Source organism: Marinicella sediminis, from assembly GCF_002000055.1.
In the GTDB taxonomy this organism is placed as follows: domain Bacteria; phylum Pseudomonadota; class Gammaproteobacteria; order Xanthomonadales; family Marinicellaceae; genus Marinicella; species Marinicella sediminis.
In genome coordinates this window covers 225,710-243,954 of the sequence record NZ_MVBD01000007.1, presented here as the reverse complement: position 1 = coordinate 243,954, position 18,245 = coordinate 225,710, and the positions used below count along the sequence as shown (strand labels likewise).

The window sequence follows — 18,245 nt, the reverse complement described above, 5'->3', positions numbered from 1 at the left end:
ATCCACCTGATTAATTGGTTCGGGTTGAAAAAACTGATTCAACCACTTCAATGATTTTGCCGTCACCACTGACCGATTTGGCCGTGATTCGATAGTTTCGCAGCAGACCTGCAGAACCGCCATAACCGTCATCACCAAATTCTGCCAGTCCAACAAACCCCGCGCCACCGGATATTTCTTCGATGATGTATCGGGGGTTTTTTTGTAAAAATGCATCCTCTGCACTGGTGAAGTCGTAATCATGTTCGGTGCCCAGGGTTGACCATTCTCTGCCAGATCTGAAAGCCTGGGCATCCGGTGCACCCAGGGTGTAAACCCCAAAAGTGCCAGTTTCATCGGCCACCAGCGCAAGACCGTTGCTGGTGGCATAGTAATTCCACAGAAAATCTTCGGCAGCACGCAGTGCGCTTTCAGCACCGCCTTCGGATAAGCTTTTATTTCTGAGGCTGGCTGCCATTTTTTCTTCCAGCGCGGTGTTTTTCATTGATGTCAGACCAATGAATGTCATGATCAACATCAGAATCATTCCGACAACCAATGTAGCGCCTTGTTGCTGTTTTATTGTTGTCATAATTACCTCTATAAATTGTTTGAATTCAGCGCAATGGTTTCGGTGAACTCCCGACGGTACATTTTGCCAGGGTCAAGGCCGGAAGGGATTTGATTGGGCAATTGTTCTTCAAAACCGTCCACTGAATAAACGTAACTTTCGCTGTCACTGGGTGAACTGTTATACACGGTGTTCAACAACACGTGTAGACGTACAGCAAACACCGATCGCCACAGACAACCAGCGGTATTTTCCATGGGATCCAGGCCCATATCAGCGGGCACCAGAGGCGGAGTTACGCATCTGGGAATAAACGCGGATTGAATGTCGTCAGCAGTCAGATAGCCCATGGTTCCATCATTGAATCTCACGCCATAAGAAACATCGAATCGCTCAACGCCCTCAATCACTTCAACAGGAGCTTCACCGTTTTCGACCCGATACAGTGAGCTGATCAACCGGTTCTCAGTCGAGGGGTCGTTTTTTAACCCGACGTAGTATGAAATGGTGTCGAAATCTTTGCTGAAGTTGTAGACCTGAGTCATTGAGTTTTTTGATGCCCATGATACCGATGCATTGGAGTCAATCAGGCCTTGACTGATGGCGATCCGGTTGTTGCCGACAGGTTGTGCCGTCGAAATTAGGGCCTTATAACAATTGGCAATCAATACATCATCACCATCTTCAAGGTTCAATGTGGGACCGGTGGGTGATTCTGATAAAGTCACTGAGGTATCGGTGCTGGGGGTCACTGTGTCATCAACCAGTACACCACCGCCGGTCAGGACCCGCATAGTCAAAACGTCGGTGAACCGTGCCCGGCTACCAGCACTGGTGCCGGAGTTGGGGATGCTCGCGTTTTGGTGGCCACCAGGTTGAATGTTGAGTTCTGGTGAACATGATCCGTCTACACCACACTCATGGCCCTGAATCAGATACTGTGGATCAATCAAACCGGGAGATGGCAGGCCATTGTCAAGTTCGATGGCACTGTACAGGGGTCTGACGGCAAACCCTTCGTTGATGACCTGTGGACTGTCCATTGAGATGGAAGCGCAGGGTTGATGACTAATGGCTTCAATGTCATTTTTCATGCGCATCATCATGAACCGGCCATTTTCCTGCAGCCGGGCCAGCCCGTTTTGTGCCACATTCATTGAAGTGACGTTTGAAAATATCTGCACCAATCCCAACATCACAATGAGGCCAATGACCAAAGCCACCATCAATTCAATCAGGGTAAAACCCGTGTGACGATTTTTGAAAAGGGGCTTTTTCATGGCTGCACCACCAGTCTGACGCTTTGTGCTTGTTTGCCGGATTCATTCAGTTCATACCAATTGATGGAGATTGAACAAATTCCGGGAAATGGAGGATAGGCCACCCACAATCCGGATGACAATATGCCGGGTGGTAAATCCGGTGTTTCACAATCAATGAAGCCTTCTCCACCAGGCAACAAAGCAGCCAGTTGCTTGCTCCAGTTGATTTTGTCGTATTCAGCCAGTTCCTGAGGGGTACAAGGGCTGTCCAGGCTACAATCTGCTTCCCCCACAGTGCTGGACAACCCGTTGTAACTGCCTTCCCACAAACCTGACAGATTAGCGCGCATTCTGCTGTTGATGTCCTGGCTAAGTAAAACGGCCTGAGATCGAAGGTACCCATTGTGGTTACCTTTCATTGAAATCGACATCAGGCCAGCCACACCCACCAAGGAAAAAGAAAATATCACCAGCGCAATCAACACTTCAATCAACGAAAAGCCCTGCTGGCGCAAAGAACTCATGTTAGCCATTGTTGCCATCCTCATCGGTTCGGATGCTGACGCTACCGGCTGCGGCCATGATCACCATTTTTACCAGTTCAGTGTCTTCATGCGACAGGTTCAAGACCCGTTCAACAGGAGTTTGAAGGCTACCAAATCGGGTGAATGTGATCGGTACATCCTGACCGCTGTCTTGTAATTTGAAGGTGTCATCTTGATACGCTGATTCACGCAATTGTTCATCGTTGTTATTCAAGATGCCATCGCCATTGCGATCTTCGAAGATAACCCAGCCGCTTTTCCAGGATTCATTTGGGCTCAGAGTGATCGGATAAGAACGGTTCACCGCCTCTTGTCTGGCGTAATTCAGGTCCAGTTGAAACAAGGTGGCCTGGTCTGACATCTGCATGCGCAGCATGAGGTCTCTGATGGGCCCCAGGGCAAATGACATCATGATCATGGCGATGACCAAGGTGATGACCAATTCGATGGTTGTATATCCTTTGTTGTTCATTGTTAACACACCCATAGCAGAAGTTTCCCACTGTTTAATTTATATTATCAACTAATAAAATATCAGAGTAATTTCACATCAGCAACGAAAATTATGATTAATGGTATAAAAATTACAAAAAGATATAAATAACTGAGAAAATGCAAATACGGTCTCATCGATGACAATTATTGTCACTGTGCCTTTGTGTACATTAAATACACAATATAAAAAGCCCTGGTATACAGGGCCTGTTAACAAAAGCGATGCAGATCCAGTCAGAAACTGAACCAAATGCCAAAGTCCCCGTCACCAAATCGCCAGCCATCACGGTATGGATAGTGACTGTAGTAGTTTCTGAACCAAGCTTCACTGTGGTAATCAGGACACCACATGCCTTCGTGCCAATGTCCATAGCCATATCCGCTGCGGTGGAAATAGTGGCCAAGCCCCCGCAATGGTTGATAACGGTACCAGTCATCAGCATAGGGTTGGTAATGGTAAAAATGATGTTGTTTTTTGTACCATTTTTTATGGTGCTTCCAGGCATTTTTTCGCCATTTCTTGTAGTGCTTTTTGGCTTTGTAACCAGGGTAATCACGATAACCTTGAGGATACTTGCTGTATCCGTGATCATAGCGACGGTTGTCAAAGTTTGGGTTGTGCCGGTAGTCTCCGGAAAACCCTTGTCCATGACGTGGTTGATGGCCCTTCTTTTTGTGGTGTTTTTTGTAGGAATGGTGTGCTTGGCCATAACCATTTTTGCGTGACGAATGCTGGTGTCGTGAGGACTGGGTCAGCGGTTTGTGTGAGTCATGGTGGCCGCGGTCACGTCCACGGTCACCGAATGCGCTGAGGCTGGTCAGCAGCGCCAGCAGGGTCATATAAACTTTGATTGATCTCATTTCAAGATTCTCCGGTTGTTACGTTAACCTTGAATTTACGGGCAGCGACTGAATCAAAACTGAATATGAAAAGACCATTCAGAATGGGTTAAGCTTCAGCATACCGGGTACTGGTTATCTTTTCGGGCAGTTGATACAATCATCACTCCTTACCTCAATGGGTCTGAAGATGAATCAAAAATTGGCTTTTATGTTTTGTGTGATCAGTTCACTGGCCCTGGCAGATGAAACATGGCACAACCAGCAACACGAAGAATGGTTGCTCACCAACGCCATGGTGGTGGTTGGCGTTGGCACCCCGGCTGAGGGGCCTTATGACATTCACATCAAAGCCGGACGCATTGAGCAGATATCGGCCAGTGGAGATGAATCAAAACTCAGCGAATTGGCTTTGCCCATGTTGGATGTGACTGGTTCTTATGTGTTGCCCGGGTTTATCAACATGCACGCCCACAGCATGTATTCAAGGGGCGGTCTTGATATGCCGCAACCGTATCAGCATCATTTGTGGCTGGCCAGTGGCATCACCACCATTCGTGATTTGGGCAGTGACCTTAAAGAAACCCTGAAACAGAAAAAACTGAGTGCTGAGCATGAGATCATTGCCCCCAGGATATTCGTCTATCCGGGGATATGGGGTAATCACCAGGCAGCTGAACTGAAAAAACGCATCAGTGGTTTTCATAAGCAAGGTGCAGATGGTCTGAAGTTTGGCATGATGGATCAACAAACATTCACCGAAGCCTCAAGACTGGCGGGTCAATATCAACTGAAAGTGGCCAATCATGTAGGCGTAGAAGACATGACGGCCTGGGACAACATCAAAGCCGGCACCTCCACCATTGAACATTGGTATGGAGTACCAGATGCAGCCTTGCATGGGGTGCAGAATTTTCCTGCTGATATGAACTACTCCAATGAGTTACATCGTTTTCGCTATGCCGGTCGCTTGTGGCGTGAAGCTGATCAGTCACGTTTGCAAGAAGTGCTCAAAGGTATGGCAGAAGCCGGGGTGGCCTGGGATCCTACCCTGGTCATTTATGAGGCTTCAAGAGACTTACAGCGGGCCATCAGCTCACCCTGGTTCAAAGATTACCTGCACCCCGGGTTGGAACGTTTTTTTCAGCCAAATGCTGATTCACACGGGTCATTTTTTTGGGGTTGGACCAGCACCGATGAAGTGTTCTGGAAAAACAACTACCAAATCTGGTTTCAGGCCTTACAGGATTTTGCCCGAATGGGTGGAGTGATCACCACCGGTGAGGATGGTGGTTATATTTATCAGCTGTTTGGCTTTGGTTATCTGCGTGAATTACAACTGCATCAGGAGGCCGGATTTCACCCCCTGGAAGTGATCAAACACGCCACTGTCAATTCAGCCAGGGTGTTGGGCCAGGGAGACCACCTGGGTCAGGTACGCATTGGATACACCGCTGACCTGGTGGTGGTCAATGGTAACCCACTGGCTGATTTATCGGTGCTGTTACCTCGCAACATACCGCCCTTGACAGGCGATGAGTCAACCGGAGGTATCAGCTGGACCATCAAGGATGGCATACCCTACCATGCCCCCACCATGCTCAAAGCTGTGCGGGATATGGTGAAAGCAGCGCGTCAGCAAAACCCGGTGAATTATCTGGTCAAAGAATGATCCCATCAGGGTTTAGCTGGTCGCAGAAGCCAAACGTTCATGACGTTTCATCGGATGAGATAAACACTCACCTTCTACGGTCTGGTGACTAAAATAATTTTTTTAATTCAGGGGATAAACTATGAAATACCTGCATACCATGGTTCGCGTCAGTGATCTGGATGAGTCGTTGCAATTTTATGTCGAAAAACTTGGGTTGGTGGAACACAGTCGACGGGATGTTGAGGCCGGACGATTCACCCTCGTGTTTTTACATGCCCCGGGTGATGAGGCGGCGATGGTTGAACTAACCCACAACTGGGATGAGGCCGGTTATGCTGAGGGACGGAACTTTGGTCACCTGGCATATCAGGTAGATGACATTTACGCCTTGTGCCAGTCACTGATGGATCAGGGTGTGGTGATCAGCCGGCCACCCCGCGATGGGCGCATGGCTTTTGTCCGTTCTCCGGACAACATTTCGATTGAATTGCTACAGAAAGGGGATGCACTGCCGGTTCAGGAACCATGGGCATCAATGGCAAACAGTGGGCCCTGGTGACCTAACTGAGGTTGTGCCAGGCAATCAGTCCCCAGGTCAATACCACGATCAGCTGTGAGACAAACACCGCGGCAGAGCCCATGTCTTTGGCTCTGCCTGCCAACTCATGACGTTCTTCACCACAAACCAGATCAACCACAGCCTCGGTGGCTGAATTGAGGATCTCTGTGAGCAGGACCAACAAGGCAGAACCAAACAGCAGAATCAGGTCAAGATGAGAGGATGACAACCAAATGCCCAACGGTGTCAACAGAACCAACAGGTAGATTTCCATGCGGAAAGAGGCTTCAGCAACATAGGTTGCTTTCAGCCCCTGCATGGACCACTTGAAGGCCCTGACTATTTGTCTGGGGCCCCGGAATCCGGAATCAGACACTGATTTTATGTACCACGTTGGGTTCTTTGACTGCTTTGACTTCATCCATTCGTCTGACCGGCGTGGAGTACGGTGCCTGTTTGAGGTGCTCGATGTCCACTTTGGCTTGTTCCAGAATTCTACCCATGGCCTCTACAAATCCATCAAGGGTTTGTTTTGACTCGGTTTCAGTCGGTTCGATCAACAAACATTCTGCGACCAGCAATGGGAAATAGATGGTTGGTGCATGCATGGATTCATCCAGTAAGGCTTTGGCCAGGTCAGTGGCAGTCAATCCCAGGTCTTTGGCCTGTTTCTTGAGGGTGACAATGAATTCATGGCTGGCACGGCGTTTTTTGAAGGCCAGATCAAAACCAATGGCCTCCAGCCGTTTCATCAGGTAATTGGCATTCAGGGTGGCGAATTCTGATATTCGCTGCATGCCTTCTCTGCCATTCAGCAAGGCATAGATATACGCCCTGAGGTTTACCCCGGCATTGCCAGCGAAAGTGGACAGCTGACCAATGGATTTGGGCGCTTCTTTGGCGGTGACATAATGGTATCCTGATTCATCTTTACCCACATAAGGGACAGGCATAAATGGCAACAGTCTTTCGCTGACACCAATCGCTCCTGAACCTGGCCCACCACCACCATGTGGTGTGGAAAAAGTTTTATGCAGGTTCATATGTATCACATCGAAACCCATGATGCCCGGATTGGTTTTACCAAGAATGGCATTCAGGTTGGCGCCATCGTAATACAACAGGCCACCTGCGGCGTGAACTTTTTCAGCGATTTCTTTGATGCGGCTTTCAAACACCCCCAACGTGGAAGGGTTGGTCAGCATGATGCCTGCTGTTTGTGGGCCCAGGGCAGCTTCCAGGGCGTCCATATCCACGTTGCCATCTTCATCGGTGCGGATTTCTTTGACCTTATAACCACACATGATGGCAGTGGCGGGGTTGGTGCCATGGGCCGCATCCGGCACAATGATTTCCCGACGCTCAAAATCCTGGCGGTCATCATGATAGGCTTTGATCATTGCCACCCCGGAGAATTCGCCCTGAGCTCCAGCCATGGGAGTCAGTGACACGCCTTTCATGTTGGTTACCGCCTGCAGGATTTGTTGCAGGTGATACATACAGGCCAGGTAGCCTTGAGAAAGGCTTTCGTGGGCCAGTGGGTGACGGGCCAGGAATTCGTCCTTCATGGCCAGAGCGTTACAAGCCCTGGGATTGTATTTCATGGTACATGATCCCAGTGGGTAGAAATGGGTATCAATGGCGAAATTCTTTTGACTCAGTTGGGTGTAATGACGCACCACGTCCAGTTCACTGGCCTGAGGCATGCCCAGGCGGCTGCCACGTTGATAAGACTCTGGAATCAGGTGGTTTACATCCACTTCATCAGGAGATTGTGCGGTCGCCGTGCGGCCGGCTTTGGACTTTTCAAAAATGAGCATGATTCAGCCTTTAAAAATCATAGTAGAAGGAAACATGGTAGTTTCTGCCCGGAGCATCCAGGCCAGAAGCGTGTTCACGGTATTTCTTGTCAAACAAATTTTCCACACCCAATCGTACCTGACGATCGATGCCCTGTTGCCAAGTGAAATGCGTATCATATACCACAAAACCACCGGTGCCAAACGGATTGATGCGGGGATCGCTTAAATCTCGGGCACTCAACCGGTCCTGGGTTTCTGCAAAGCGAACCTGAGAACGCATTTTCCAACGATCACTCAGGTCTTGCTGATAACCGATCACCCCAAAAGTTGGTGGAATGCGATCTGCAGCACCTGCACCATCTTCGGTTTCTTCATCTCCGTGGGTGTAAGTCAGGTTGGCAAATAAATGCCCACCGTTGGAAAAGTAATAATTCAGTTCTGCTTCCAGGCCCACGATATCAACTTCATTGATGTTTTGTGATTGCACGATTGTCATTCCATCGTCCGTGACTTCTCCGGTCTCGACAGAGGCTATCACATCCTGATAACGCGACACAAAACCAACAATTTCGGCTTGCCAACCATTGCCGGCATGCTTATAGCCCAGATCCACTGAAATGACTGATTCAGGTTCCAGGTTGGGGTTTATGATGTTGAAGCGATTACCTGACCGTTCCCCAACTTGTCCGAGATCAAAAATGTTTGGCGGTCTGAAGCCACGACCGATGTTGGCAAATATCCGGTCTTGATCGTTGATTTTGTACAGCCAGCTGGCGTGCCATGTAAGGTCAGTGAGGTTCAGCCGGTCTTGTTCAATGTCGGGGCTGTTCAGGTCGATGTCGTAGTCGCTGAGACGGACCCCTGTGGTGAACTCATGATTGCCGGCATACTGATGCCAGTCAGCATACACAGCCAATAATTGCATGGAGGAGCCATCCGGATATCTTGCATCACGTGGCACCGCCTCTCCGCTGGTCAAAGACCGCTGGCGGGCACTTGAAATGGTGTCCAGATAAGATTCGAAACCATAAACCAGCATGCTGTCATCATCCATTGCTTTGTTCCAGTCAGCTTGCAGGGTCAACAGTTCGCTTTGGTTTTGTTCCGTATCGGTACGGCTGCCAGAGAGCGGTTGGGAGAACCGGTTGTCACTGATTTTCTGGTATGCCAGGTGTACATTGGCCATGTCAAACCAGCTTGTAGGGTTGGCTGAGGTGTATTTAAGATGCGCAAATTGGCGTTCATTGGGCCGGAACAGATAGACCCTGGATTCTGCTTCGGTCTCTCCGAATCCGGCCACCAGATTATCAACCCTTGGTGTGGCAGGTTGATGGGTATATTGCAGATCGAATGTCCAGTTGGTCATGTCAGATGTGTTGAATACCCATTTGTTATTCAATGACCTGGACGTGTATGCGGTGAAAGGAATGGATTCACCCGAACCGGTGGTGCGTTGACCGATGTCCTGGTAACTCAGACCAATGGTTGAAGCAATCTTGTTGTTCCCAAAATCAGCACCAGCATGACTGATCCATTTTTCATCGGCACTGTCCCAGGATGAATAAACCTGCCCTTTGAGTTCCCACTCCCGGCTGTAAAACTCAGGGGTGTGAGTCAGGACATTGACCACCCCTCCCAAGGCGTCCCCGCCATACAACACAGAAGATGGACCGCGCACCACTTCAATCTGTGCGGTCATGAACGAATCGACCAGGGCCAGGTATTGATTAGGTGCGTTGCGGAAAAAGGCGGTGTTCAGACGCATGCCATCAACCAAATGCACATTTTGTGAACCCTTCAGACCCCGGATAATGGGAATGGCCTGACCAGGAGTGGTTTGCTGAATATAAACCCCCGATTCCTGGCGGAGTAAATCTGGCAACAGGGTATTGGGCTTGTTTTTGATTTCATCACGTGTCACCACAGATACTGCGGTGGCACTGTCATTGGTGGCAGTGGCTGTTTTACTGGCTGTGACTTGCAACGGGGCAAGCGACTCGATGTCCTGATCAGGGTTTTCAGCACGGTTTTGATCATCGGTTAATTCCTGTGCCTGAACAGCCTGTATGGACAGCAGCAGTAAAAACAGTTTTTTCATGGCGGGTATGGTCTTGGCAAAGCGCGATAATTTACTACGCAAACCCTGTCAATTCAACCATTTAGGCGGACTTTGATGAGTTCTGCTCAAGTCCGGTTGTGAAACTGAACGAGAGCTGAATGAAACCGGCATGATTGACGTTTCATCGACGCGATGATCCATCTGTCGTTATGCCGGTTTGGTCATGATTCACTGATGTATTTTTTGATTTCGTTGACGGTCAGAATATAGGCTTTTCTGGCTTTCTCGATGTTGACGGTGACCTCAGAAAGATTCTCCTCCATGGCCGCCTGTTCAATTTTTTTGCAAAAATGGCTGAAGCCAATGGCGCCGATGTTTGCCCCGGTTGATTTCAGTGTATGGGCCACTTGCTGGGCCTCAGAAAAATCCTTGGTTTCACCGAAGCTGCGTAATTTTTCCAGCATTTCCGGTGATTCTTGCTGAAACAGATCCAACAGTGAATGGGTTTCTTCACCCATGAATGTTTTGATTTCAGCCAGCGCTTTGACGTTGAGCCATTTAGGGTTGATGGCAGCCACATGTTTCAGGTCAACGGTTGGCTTGGTCTCTGCTGCTGTTTTTTGAGTGGCCTTTTTAGATTCGAACGGGTCCCATTTTTTCAGGGTTTTTTCCAGTACGTACCGGTTCAATGGTTTGGACATGTAATCATCCATACCGGCATCCAGACATTTTTCTTTATCACCCAGCATGGCATTGGCCGTCATGGCAATGATGGGCGTGTGATTGAGGTTGTGATTGGCTTCGTATTTGCGAATTCTTTTGGTGCAGAAGTAGCCATCCATCACCGGCATTTGACAATCCATCAAGATCAGGCGGTAGCGGGTTTTCTTGGCTTTATTCAGGGCCACCATGCCATTTTCTGCCACATCGAATGGGAATCCGATGTAGTCGATCAGTTTTTGCGCCACTTTGAGGTTAACCTCGTTGTCTTCTACCAGCAGAATGGTCTCTGAAATGTCTTTGAGATTGACCGCTTCGGAGCTTGTTTTGCCGGTTGTTTCAGATTCCTCCGGCTGCTCTTGGTCTGACTCTGTTGTGGGCTCTGAATCATTGGCCACCTCATCATCCTGTGACTCATCCAGTTCCATTACTTTTTCAGGATAAAGGCGTCTTTCAAATTCACCCAGAATCAATTCGATGTCTTTGTCAGCAGGTATGATTTGGATGTTCTTGTATTGTTTAACACCGGCAATGTGTTCGTTCTTGGAAACGGCGCAGATCCATACATCATCCAGTTCCCCCTTTTCAACCAGTAACATCAGCTGTCTGAGGGTTTTTGCATTGGTGTCAAAGTCTATGAACAGCAAGGTTGTTTTTCCATCCTGAATGCCCCTTGCCGCCTGTACCCTGGACAATGCATGTTGGTAATTCAATGAGGTTTGTACGGGTAATTGTGCCTGCTCAAGGTTGTTTTGGATTTGTTTGAACAATGCTGGATTGGTATTCAACAAAATGGCCTGGTGTTGATGTACTTCGGTTCCTTCACTGTTCAAACCACTACCGGCTGATTTACTGAAAGGTATTTCAAACCAGAAATTACTCCCTACATTCTGTTTTGATTCGACGCCAATCTGACCTTTCAGCAATTCAACAATTTTCTTACTGATGGCCAGCCCCAGTCCGGTCCCACCAAATTTGCGGGTGGAGGAATTATCCGCCTGAGTGAAAGCATTGAAGAGTTTTTCTGTTTGATTTTCAGAAATTCCAATGCCTTGATCCTTCACAGAAAAGCGAATCAACTCGCTGGTGGAGAAGTTTTTAACTTTTTTGATGACCACTTCAATGCGCCCGTGATCTGAAAATTTGATGGCATTGGAGATGATGTTGGTCAGCACCTGTCTGATGCGGATCGGGTCGCCCCGCAGCAAGGGATTGATTTGATCATCAAATTTGATTTTGAATGCCAGCCCTTTACGCTCAGCAGAAGGTTTCAGGTTGTCGATCACTTCATCAACCACTTTTTTCAACTTGATGCCGGTCATTTCGATGGTCAGTTTACCGGCCTCCACTTTGGAATAGTCCAGCAGATCATCAATCAGCTTTTGCATTTGAGTGGCTGAAGTGTGTGCAGTGGTCAGGTAGTCTCGTTGAAAATCATTGAGTTCGGTATCCATGACGATGTCTATCAACGGCACAATTCCATTCAGTGGCGTTCTGATTTCATGACTCATGGTGGCCAGGAATTCCATTTTGGCCATCTCGGCCGCTGATAAATCAACCTGTAGGTTTTTGATGTCTTCTTTCAGGTCCCTGACTTCGGCTTTGGCATCTTCGGTTTTTTTCACCTGTTTGGCCAGCGAAGAGGGCAGTGGATCGGTGGTCTTTTTAAGGGCTTCCTGCTGTCTGGTAAAAAACTTAATGGCCGTCAGCAAAAAAGCAATGATCACCACCACCAGCAAAGCAAACAAGATTGGGCTGGAGAGGTTTAACTGTTCCACCGGTTGCAGGATAATCAGCGCAATCAGGCTGATGACCGGAGCACCGGTGGCTGCTGCACTGGCTTCCAGATCCAGATCAGCGAGCAACAAAATCCCTGCTACCCAGGACAGCAACAATGTCAGGAACAAGGCGGTCAGGCTGTCTTCGGTGAGCCAGAAAAACACGGCCAGAACCAGACTGGCTAATATGGGAACATACCTGGAAACCTGTGCTTCAACCACTTCATCAAACCGGCTGTGAATGGGTGGTAAGGTATACAACCAACCTGCCGACATAATCAGTGAAAAGCACAGCAGAGAAACCGTGAACTGTTGAGTTTCGGCGATGCCCAAAAACATCATCAGGACCGACAAAATGAACAGTAACAGCTTTTTATTTTTCAGATGAATCATGATTACCCTCTTGATAACAACCACGAGCTTATAGTGGCCAACCACCACCTTTAATTATGTGGCTGAACATAAGATTGTAGCTAAATATCAATCGGGTCGAAAGATATTTTTAACAATTTCAATAAGTACGGTTTGTAATTTGTTGATTTTAATTTGTTTTTGCCGGATTAATGTGAACCTGTTAACAGCTTTTCAATCTGCGCTTTGGCGGCCTCAAATGAAAACCATCGTTGCACATTTTCCAGGCCACCCTGAGAGACCTGGGCCCACAGGTCGGGATCCTGATACAATTCCACGACATGTTGGGCAAATGCGGACGCCTCATCAGCCATCATCACATCCTTTCTGTGGGTGGTGTGCATCCCCTCGACAGCCACCCGGGTGCCCACCACGGGCTGGCCATGGCTCATGCTCATGTTGACCTTACCTTTCACCCCTGCACCAAATCGCAATGGGGCCACAGCAATGCGTGTTTTTTGCATCAGAGGATCAATGTCTTCAACAAAACCATGAAATTGAATGTTAGGGCGTTGGCCCAGTTGTTCCACTTCCGGAGGGGCTTTGGAACCAACGATGTGCAAGGTCAATTCTGGTATCTGCTTGGTGATCAGTGGCAGTATGTCATCAGCAAACCATAAAATGCCGTCGACATTGGGGGTGTGTTGATAGCCTCCGATGAAGAGGATGTCGCGCCGTTCACTGAAGCCATAGCGAGAACCATATACCTCGTGAATGTTGGAAATCACCTCTACCTGTAATTCCGGCACTTCTTCAGCGAGTACCTGTTGCTCATAAGGGCTGACCACCAGGGTGGTGTCACAACCCCGGGCAACGCCCAATTCCTGCTGTTTGGTTTTTCTGGCAGCCTTAATCAGGCTTTCGTCTTCAGCCACTTCAGCCATGCGCAATTCCCTCAGGTAATGCAGATCAACGGTATCAAACCACAACCTGGCAGAGGGACAATAAGACCGGATCGAAGCCATCAAAGGGGCGGCTACATAGTATCGGCTGAGCACCACAACCTGAAAGTACTGGCCTTTGTCTTTCAGGTATTCCATCGGTGTGCTGTATTGAGGCGCGTAAATACACTCAACCCCCAGGGCCTGTAAATCACGGGTGTATTGAGCAAAGTGAGCCATGTTTTCCGGGATAAAGCTTACCTGGTAACCCAACTCTGTAAGGATTTGCATCAAGTTATACATCCGCAGTGAACCCGAGTCCTGATCCGGTGTTGGGGTGCAGGCATCAAAGATCAACACCCTGGGTGGCTGATTCTGAAACCGACAGATTTCAATGTCTGTACCGGGCTGAGGTTGTTGTTGCAGTTCTGCCTGCCATTTATCAAGGAATTTTTGTTGATTGATCACCTGGTATTTTTTGGTACCTGAAGTCAGGTCAGTACCGGAAGAAATACCTTCAAAATGGATCACCTGGCTCAATGGCTGGTAATACACTTTCAGACCGGCTTTCCTGACTGCAAAGGCCAGGTCGGTATCTTCATAGTAGGCTGGTTTGTAGCGTCGGTCAAACTGGCCAAGTTGATTGAAGAGTGCGCGTTTGATGAGGATGCTGGCACCGCTGCAATACGTCACTTCCCTGAGGTGTTGGTAGGCGGGCAGATCTGGTTTATCAAGCCGGCCATAGTTCCAGCCTGAGGCATCAGCAAATACGATGCCCCCGGCCTCCTGCAAACGACCATCAGGATAAATCAACTGGGAGCCGACCAGGCCCGCATCAGGAAACTGGCTGAACGTGTTTACCAGGGTATCCAGCCAGCCAGGGCGAACTTCCGTGTCGTTGTTCAAAAACAGCACATATTCACCTTTGGCCAGACTGGCCCCGGTGTTGCACGATTCAATGAAACCACCATTTTGAGCCTGGGTATGAGCGGTGATGCCGCTGATTTGCTGCAGATTGATCGCGGTGTCATCGGTCGAACAGTCGTCAATCACAATCACTTCAAAAGCTGTGCTGTCAGGCAGCACCGCTAAAGATTGAAGGCAATGATGGGTATGCTGATAATGGTTGTAGACCGGTATGATGACACTCACCAGCGGCGCATCCGAAGTGTTCAGTGACAGCGGGCCAAAGGTTTCGCTGATCGGCCCGGCCGGTTTGACAGAATCTGGTGGTGGTTGTTTTTTGAGCTTGTTGACGGCCAACTGAGTGGTTTGCTTCAGGCCCCTGGTTTTCAGGCTGTTGTTGACCCTTTTGGGCAGTCCGGTCAATTGTCTGAAGCGAAAAGCGAGGGCGTTTTTGCGGTGTCTTAAAAACCGCACAATCACCCGAATTGGCCTGGTGATGCGCCAGGATGAGCTTTGAACGATGGCATTGTACTGCTGATTCAGTTCGTCCAGCTTGCGGCTTAATTCATTGTGTTGCTGCTGTTGCTGTTGCAGCGATTCGTGCAGGTTTTCCAGTTGCTCCTGTAATTGCAGGTTGTTTGATTGCTGCGCTTCAAGTTGTAGTCTGGTTTGGTTCTGTTGTTCAATGCTGTCGTGCAATTGCTGTTCCTTTTGGCGGTAATCCTGTTGTTGTTTGACGATGGTTTGATGGAGCTTTTTCTGTTCTTTGCGCTCCAGCTCAATGTTCAGCTCCAGGTGTTCAACCTGTTCGCTTTGTTGTTGGGCCCAGGCAGTGCGGTCTTCCAGTTCAGATTGCAGTTCATCAATTCGGGCTTTCAGCCTGAGTCGATGAGACTGGTTCGCCATCACCTGATCGGCCAGCCGGTCATTGATCAACAAGCCACTGTTTGGAGTTGCTGAGGCAGTCAGTGACATTTCATCAAACAGTTTTTCATACGCTGCTGCCATGTCTGGCAATGAATGATGAACCGCTGATCTGGCACCACTGGCAAGTTGTTCAAGCCGGTTGTGATCTTTCCTGAGTTCTTCAATCTGCGACTTGATTACAGCCACCTGTGGCTTCACCAACAGGCCATTCTTTCCGGGTTCGATGCGGTTTTTCAAAGCGCCAACGGCAGTAGCCAGAATTGGCAAACCCAACATCAGCAATTCAGACAAGGTGTAGCTGAACGTTTCCGCAGTTTCAGCCGGGATCAGGGCCAGCTGAGGTGACAGCCCGGAGACTTGCTGGACCAGCTCATCGGTCTGGTAGTCCTTGATGACGTGAACTTGCTCATAACAATCAAAGGCAGCCCCTTCACGACCACTGCCCAACAGGATGAATTCAATATCGGTATCCGCATTCAACTGTTGGATCAGCGGGTGCAACAAGTCAGTGCCTTTGGAACGGCTCAGGCGACCCAGAACAAGGATTCTGAATGGTGTTGATTCAGCTTGGTAGTTGATCGGTTTTAACAAGTCTGCACCATGAGGAATGACTTGCGCGTGACGCATGCTGTTTGGATGGTTCAGCCGACTCGTGTGGTCAATCACCGAATGATCAGGAGCCACCACCTTTATGTTCGGTTGATCCAACAGCTGTTCATGTGCTGCCTGCCAATGTTGCCATTGTTCACGGCTGATGGATCCGAAAGGTTCATCTACCGTGTCTTGTAACGCCTGCTCAATGGCTGCCTCATCCAGTTCTCTATCCAGGCGGGCATTGAGGCTGGGCCACTGTGGAAAGTAATCATGCAGCACCCGCATGGTCGGCAATCCGGTGTTCAAACAGTCCATGGCATGCCCGATCATGGTTGATACCACCATTGCCTTGATGTCGTAATTGTGCTGGATGGTTTTTAGCATTTGTTGGTATTCAGGATGGTGAACACAGGTGGCATCGATGGGTTGGCTGAAATGAAATTCCTGGATCACGTCCTGAGTACCGGCCCAGCAAAGAGTGAACTTCTCGCCATGTTGCTGACGGTAAAATTCGCCATGACTGACCAATACATAATGATTGAGTTGGGGTAGTTGTCTGATGAAGCTTTTCAGCCAGTGATGCACTCCGCCACCCCAATCCATGACCACATGAAGCACACTGGGCTGCTTGTTCAGACCTGGATAACTCAGTGTTTGACCGGATGACTGTTGGCTTTGTAAATACCATTGCAGTGTAGCCAGAGGATGTGCGGGGAGTGGATTCTGGTCGCCTGTATCAGGAGCGGCAGCACCGCTGAGGGCTGACTCACCCATTGGCTCAATGAACAGGTTGCTGGCCACATACACCTGTTCAGGCGATTGCAAATGACTTTTATTTCTGACGGCAAAGGCATGAGGGTTGTAATGGTCGCTGAGGAAAGCGCCGCTTCCTTGTCTGAGAAAAACCACATGATCCAATTCAGTGGTGCTGCCCTGAAAAGAGGTGTCACAATTCAAAGGTGACAACTGGTATACCCCGGTTGTCAGGCAACTGGACCAACAGGCTTCAGGGTGATTATGCAGCGGTTGCAACAATCGTTGTAACCAGTAGGCAGGCAAATCAGCAGCGGCATTGATGACCACAATGATTGATTCACCACTGACGTGTTGTCGGATGAGATCAAACAACACGTCATCACAAACCGGGTGATCGGTGTGCCAGCAGTCTTTGGCAGACACCGATTCGGGACTGTTGTAGTAAACCAGATGAGCATTTTCAATCATCCGCGCATTCTACCAAAAGAAGCAAGGTCTGGGGACTTCAAAAGGAATGATCTTGGGGCTTTGCGGGAATTGTGCTGTGTGCCGGCCAGTATTTCCTTCATCCCTGTGGTTCTCAACCGGGTCATGATCTGACTGTGTTTTTGTTATTTCGTACCAGACCTGAGTAGCCAAAAAAACCTGAGTGCGCATGGTACGGTACGTGTCTGCACTCAGGTGATCAACTTGGTGAGGGGTCAGAACATCTGTTCAGGCAGGGATTCTTTCTTATAGCCTTCAGGTACCTTGAATGTACTGGCCGGCAGCTGTTCATTACTGACATCTGAGAGGTAGGCTTTCTCGCCATCCATTTCATAGAAAACCGGCACAACCTGGCCGATGGAATCAAAATTCATGCTTTGGTCCTGACCAAACTGAGCGGCCAGTTTTTCAGCCGTTTGCATGAATTGATTGATGGCCGCGTATTCACTGCTGCTGATTCCCAGCTCATCATAATCAATCACACAAAAAGCAGCATCTTTGGCGCCTTTGACTTGTTTGATCACCACATCGCAGTTGTATCCATTGTGGCTGTCTGTGGCTCCGCTTTTCACATACTCAGGTGCCGGTACTTGCTTGGGCATTTGTTTCTGGACCATTTGTTTCATCATGCCGCGCATTTGTTCCCGCTGAGAAGCTGGCAGCTGAGCCAATTGTTCTTCGAGCATTTTGTCGATCATTTTGGACACATCCCCAAGGGCTTCCAGTTCTTTCTTACCAAACACCATGTAGGATTGTTGGCCATGGTTAATGATGGTGAAGGAGGTGTTTCGGGCATCGAACAGAACAGCGGTATCTGTTTCTGACTGATGTGTCATTTTGACCAGTCCGTCGGTCAGAAACATTTGTGAATTGCCAGCGCCACTCTGGCTGTTGTAAGTCAGGGTGGTATCCGCTGTGGCCATTCCGGTACCCAGGCAGGCTGTGATCCAAAGGTATTTTATGTGCATGGTTGATCCTCTTCTCAATTGATTTCAAAGTGCTCATTGTACTCACTGATAT

General features: G+C 48.8%; 13 protein-coding genes. 2 read left to right on the top strand and 11 right to left on the bottom strand.

Annotated elements, in window-relative coordinates; translation table 11 throughout:
* Positions 1–10 precede the first annotated feature (10 nt).
* The 5 genes from B0475_RS11595 to B0475_RS11575 form a co-directional block, all read right to left on the bottom strand.
* Entirely contained in the window at positions 11–571 is a 561-nt protein-coding gene (locus B0475_RS11595) for a pilus assembly PilX family protein (RefSeq protein ID WP_077412018.1), read from the bottom strand.
* 8 nt (positions 572–579) lie between these two features.
* Positions 580–1,830, bottom strand: a complete 1,251-nt coding sequence (locus B0475_RS11590) for a PilW family protein (RefSeq protein WP_077412039.1) — start codon at positions 1,828–1,830, stop codon at positions 580–582.
* Positions 1,827–2,345 carry a type IV pilus modification protein PilV gene (gene pilV / locus B0475_RS11585; protein WP_157892889.1) on the bottom strand — a complete coding sequence of 173 codons (519 nt, stop codon included), beginning with the start codon at positions 2,343–2,345 and terminating at the stop codon, positions 1,827–1,829. Before pilV ends, B0475_RS11590 begins: the two co-directional genes overlap by 4 nt.
* Positions 2,338–2,829, bottom strand: coding sequence for a GspH/FimT family pseudopilin (locus B0475_RS11580; protein ID WP_157892888.1), 492 nt, complete (start codon positions 2,827–2,829; stop codon positions 2,338–2,340). The genes pilV and B0475_RS11580 overlap by 8 nt, the downstream gene beginning before the upstream one ends.
* A 257-nt stretch (positions 2,830–3,086) precedes the next feature.
* Positions 3,087–3,713 carry a hypothetical protein gene (locus B0475_RS11575; protein WP_157892887.1) on the bottom strand — a complete coding sequence of 209 codons (627 nt, stop codon included), beginning with the start codon at positions 3,711–3,713 and terminating at the stop codon, positions 3,087–3,089.
* Between the two features lie 169 nt (positions 3,714–3,882).
* Between B0475_RS11575 and B0475_RS11570 the strand changes: the two genes are divergently transcribed.
* Together B0475_RS11570 and B0475_RS11565 are read left to right on the top strand one after the other, a co-directional pair.
* Complete coding sequence (locus B0475_RS11570; RefSeq protein WP_077412038.1) at positions 3,883–5,364, top strand: amidohydrolase family protein; 1,482 nt, start codon at positions 3,883–3,885, stop codon at positions 5,362–5,364.
* Positions 5,365–5,485: 121 nt separating this feature from the next.
* Positions 5,486–5,905, top strand: coding sequence for a VOC family protein (locus B0475_RS11565; protein ID WP_077412014.1), 420 nt, complete (start codon positions 5,486–5,488; stop codon positions 5,903–5,905).
* A gap of 1 nt (position 5,906) precedes the next feature.
* Here the strand turns inward: B0475_RS11565 and B0475_RS11560 are convergent, their stop codons facing one another.
* The 6 genes from B0475_RS11560 to B0475_RS11535 form a co-directional block, all read right to left on the bottom strand.
* Positions 5,907–6,224, bottom strand: a complete 318-nt coding sequence (locus B0475_RS11560; RefSeq protein ID WP_232781874.1) for a diacylglycerol kinase — start codon at positions 6,222–6,224, stop codon at positions 5,907–5,909.
* Between the two features lie 49 nt (positions 6,225–6,273).
* The gene (gene gcvPB / locus B0475_RS11555) at positions 6,274–7,725 is read right to left on the bottom strand and encodes an aminomethyl-transferring glycine dehydrogenase subunit GcvPB (protein WP_077412012.1); all 1,452 of its coding nucleotides are present in this window, start codon (positions 7,723–7,725) and stop codon (positions 6,274–6,276) included.
* Positions 7,726–7,735: 10 nt separating this feature from the next.
* The gene (locus B0475_RS11550) at positions 7,736–9,805 is read right to left on the bottom strand and encodes a TonB-dependent receptor plug domain-containing protein (protein WP_077412011.1); all 2,070 of its coding nucleotides are present in this window, start codon (positions 9,803–9,805) and stop codon (positions 7,736–7,738) included.
* Positions 9,806–9,987: 182 nt separating this feature from the next.
* Positions 9,988–12,657 (bottom strand): hybrid sensor histidine kinase/response regulator, encoded by a 2,670-nt coding sequence (locus tag B0475_RS11545; RefSeq protein ID WP_077412010.1) that lies wholly within the window; start codon positions 12,655–12,657, stop codon positions 9,988–9,990.
* A gap of 167 nt (positions 12,658–12,824) precedes the next feature.
* Complete coding sequence (locus B0475_RS11540; RefSeq protein WP_077412009.1) at positions 12,825–17,207, bottom strand: glycosyltransferase; 4,383 nt, start codon at positions 17,205–17,207, stop codon at positions 12,825–12,827.
* A gap of 233 nt (positions 17,208–17,440) precedes the next feature.
* A complete protein-coding gene (locus tag B0475_RS11535; RefSeq protein WP_077412008.1) occupies positions 17,441–18,193 on the bottom strand; it encodes a hypothetical protein in 753 nt (250 codons plus the stop codon).
* Positions 18,194–18,245 lie beyond the last annotated feature (52 nt).

Excerpts from the sequence above, each read along its gene's own strand:
- B0475_RS11545 (WP_077412010.1), bottom strand. The coding sequence starts at position 12,657 with ATGATTCATCTGAAAAATAAAAAGCTGTTACTGTTCATTTTGTCGGTC.
- B0475_RS11590 (WP_077412039.1), bottom strand. The coding sequence starts at position 1,830 with ATGAAAAAGCCCCTTTTCAAAAATCGTCACACGGGTTTTACCCTGATT.
- gcvPB (WP_077412012.1), bottom strand. The coding sequence starts at position 7,725 with ATGCTCATTTTTGAAAAGTCCAAAGCCGGCCGCACGGCGACCGCACAA.
- B0475_RS11550 (WP_077412011.1), bottom strand. The coding sequence starts at position 9,805 with ATGAAAAAACTGTTTTTACTGCTGCTGTCCATACAGGCTGTTCAGGCA.
- B0475_RS11580 (WP_157892888.1), bottom strand. The coding sequence starts at position 2,829 with ATGAACAACAAAGGATATACAACCATCGAATTGGTCATCACCTTGGTC.
- B0475_RS11595 (WP_077412018.1), bottom strand. The coding sequence starts at position 571 with ATGACAACAATAAAACAGCAACAAGGCGCTACATTGGTTGTCGGAATG.
- B0475_RS11570 (WP_077412038.1), top strand. The coding sequence starts at position 3,883 with ATGAATCAAAAATTGGCTTTTATGTTTTGTGTGATCAGTTCACTGGCC.
- pilV (WP_157892889.1), bottom strand. The coding sequence starts at position 2,345 with ATGGCTAACATGAGTTCTTTGCGCCAGCAGGGCTTTTCGTTGATTGAA.
- B0475_RS11540 (WP_077412009.1), bottom strand. The coding sequence starts at position 17,207 with ATGATTGAAAATGCTCATCTGGTTTACTACAACAGTCCCGAATCGGTG.
- B0475_RS11575 (WP_157892887.1), bottom strand. The coding sequence starts at position 3,713 with ATGAGATCAATCAAAGTTTATATGACCCTGCTGGCGCTGCTGACCAGC.
- B0475_RS11565 (WP_077412014.1), top strand. The coding sequence starts at position 5,486 with ATGAAATACCTGCATACCATGGTTCGCGTCAGTGATCTGGATGAGTCG.
- B0475_RS11560 (WP_232781874.1), bottom strand. The coding sequence starts at position 6,224 with ATGCAGGGGCTGAAAGCAACCTATGTTGCTGAAGCCTCTTTCCGCATG.
- B0475_RS11535 (WP_077412008.1), bottom strand. The coding sequence starts at position 18,193 with ATGCACATAAAATACCTTTGGATCACAGCCTGCCTGGGTACCGGAATG.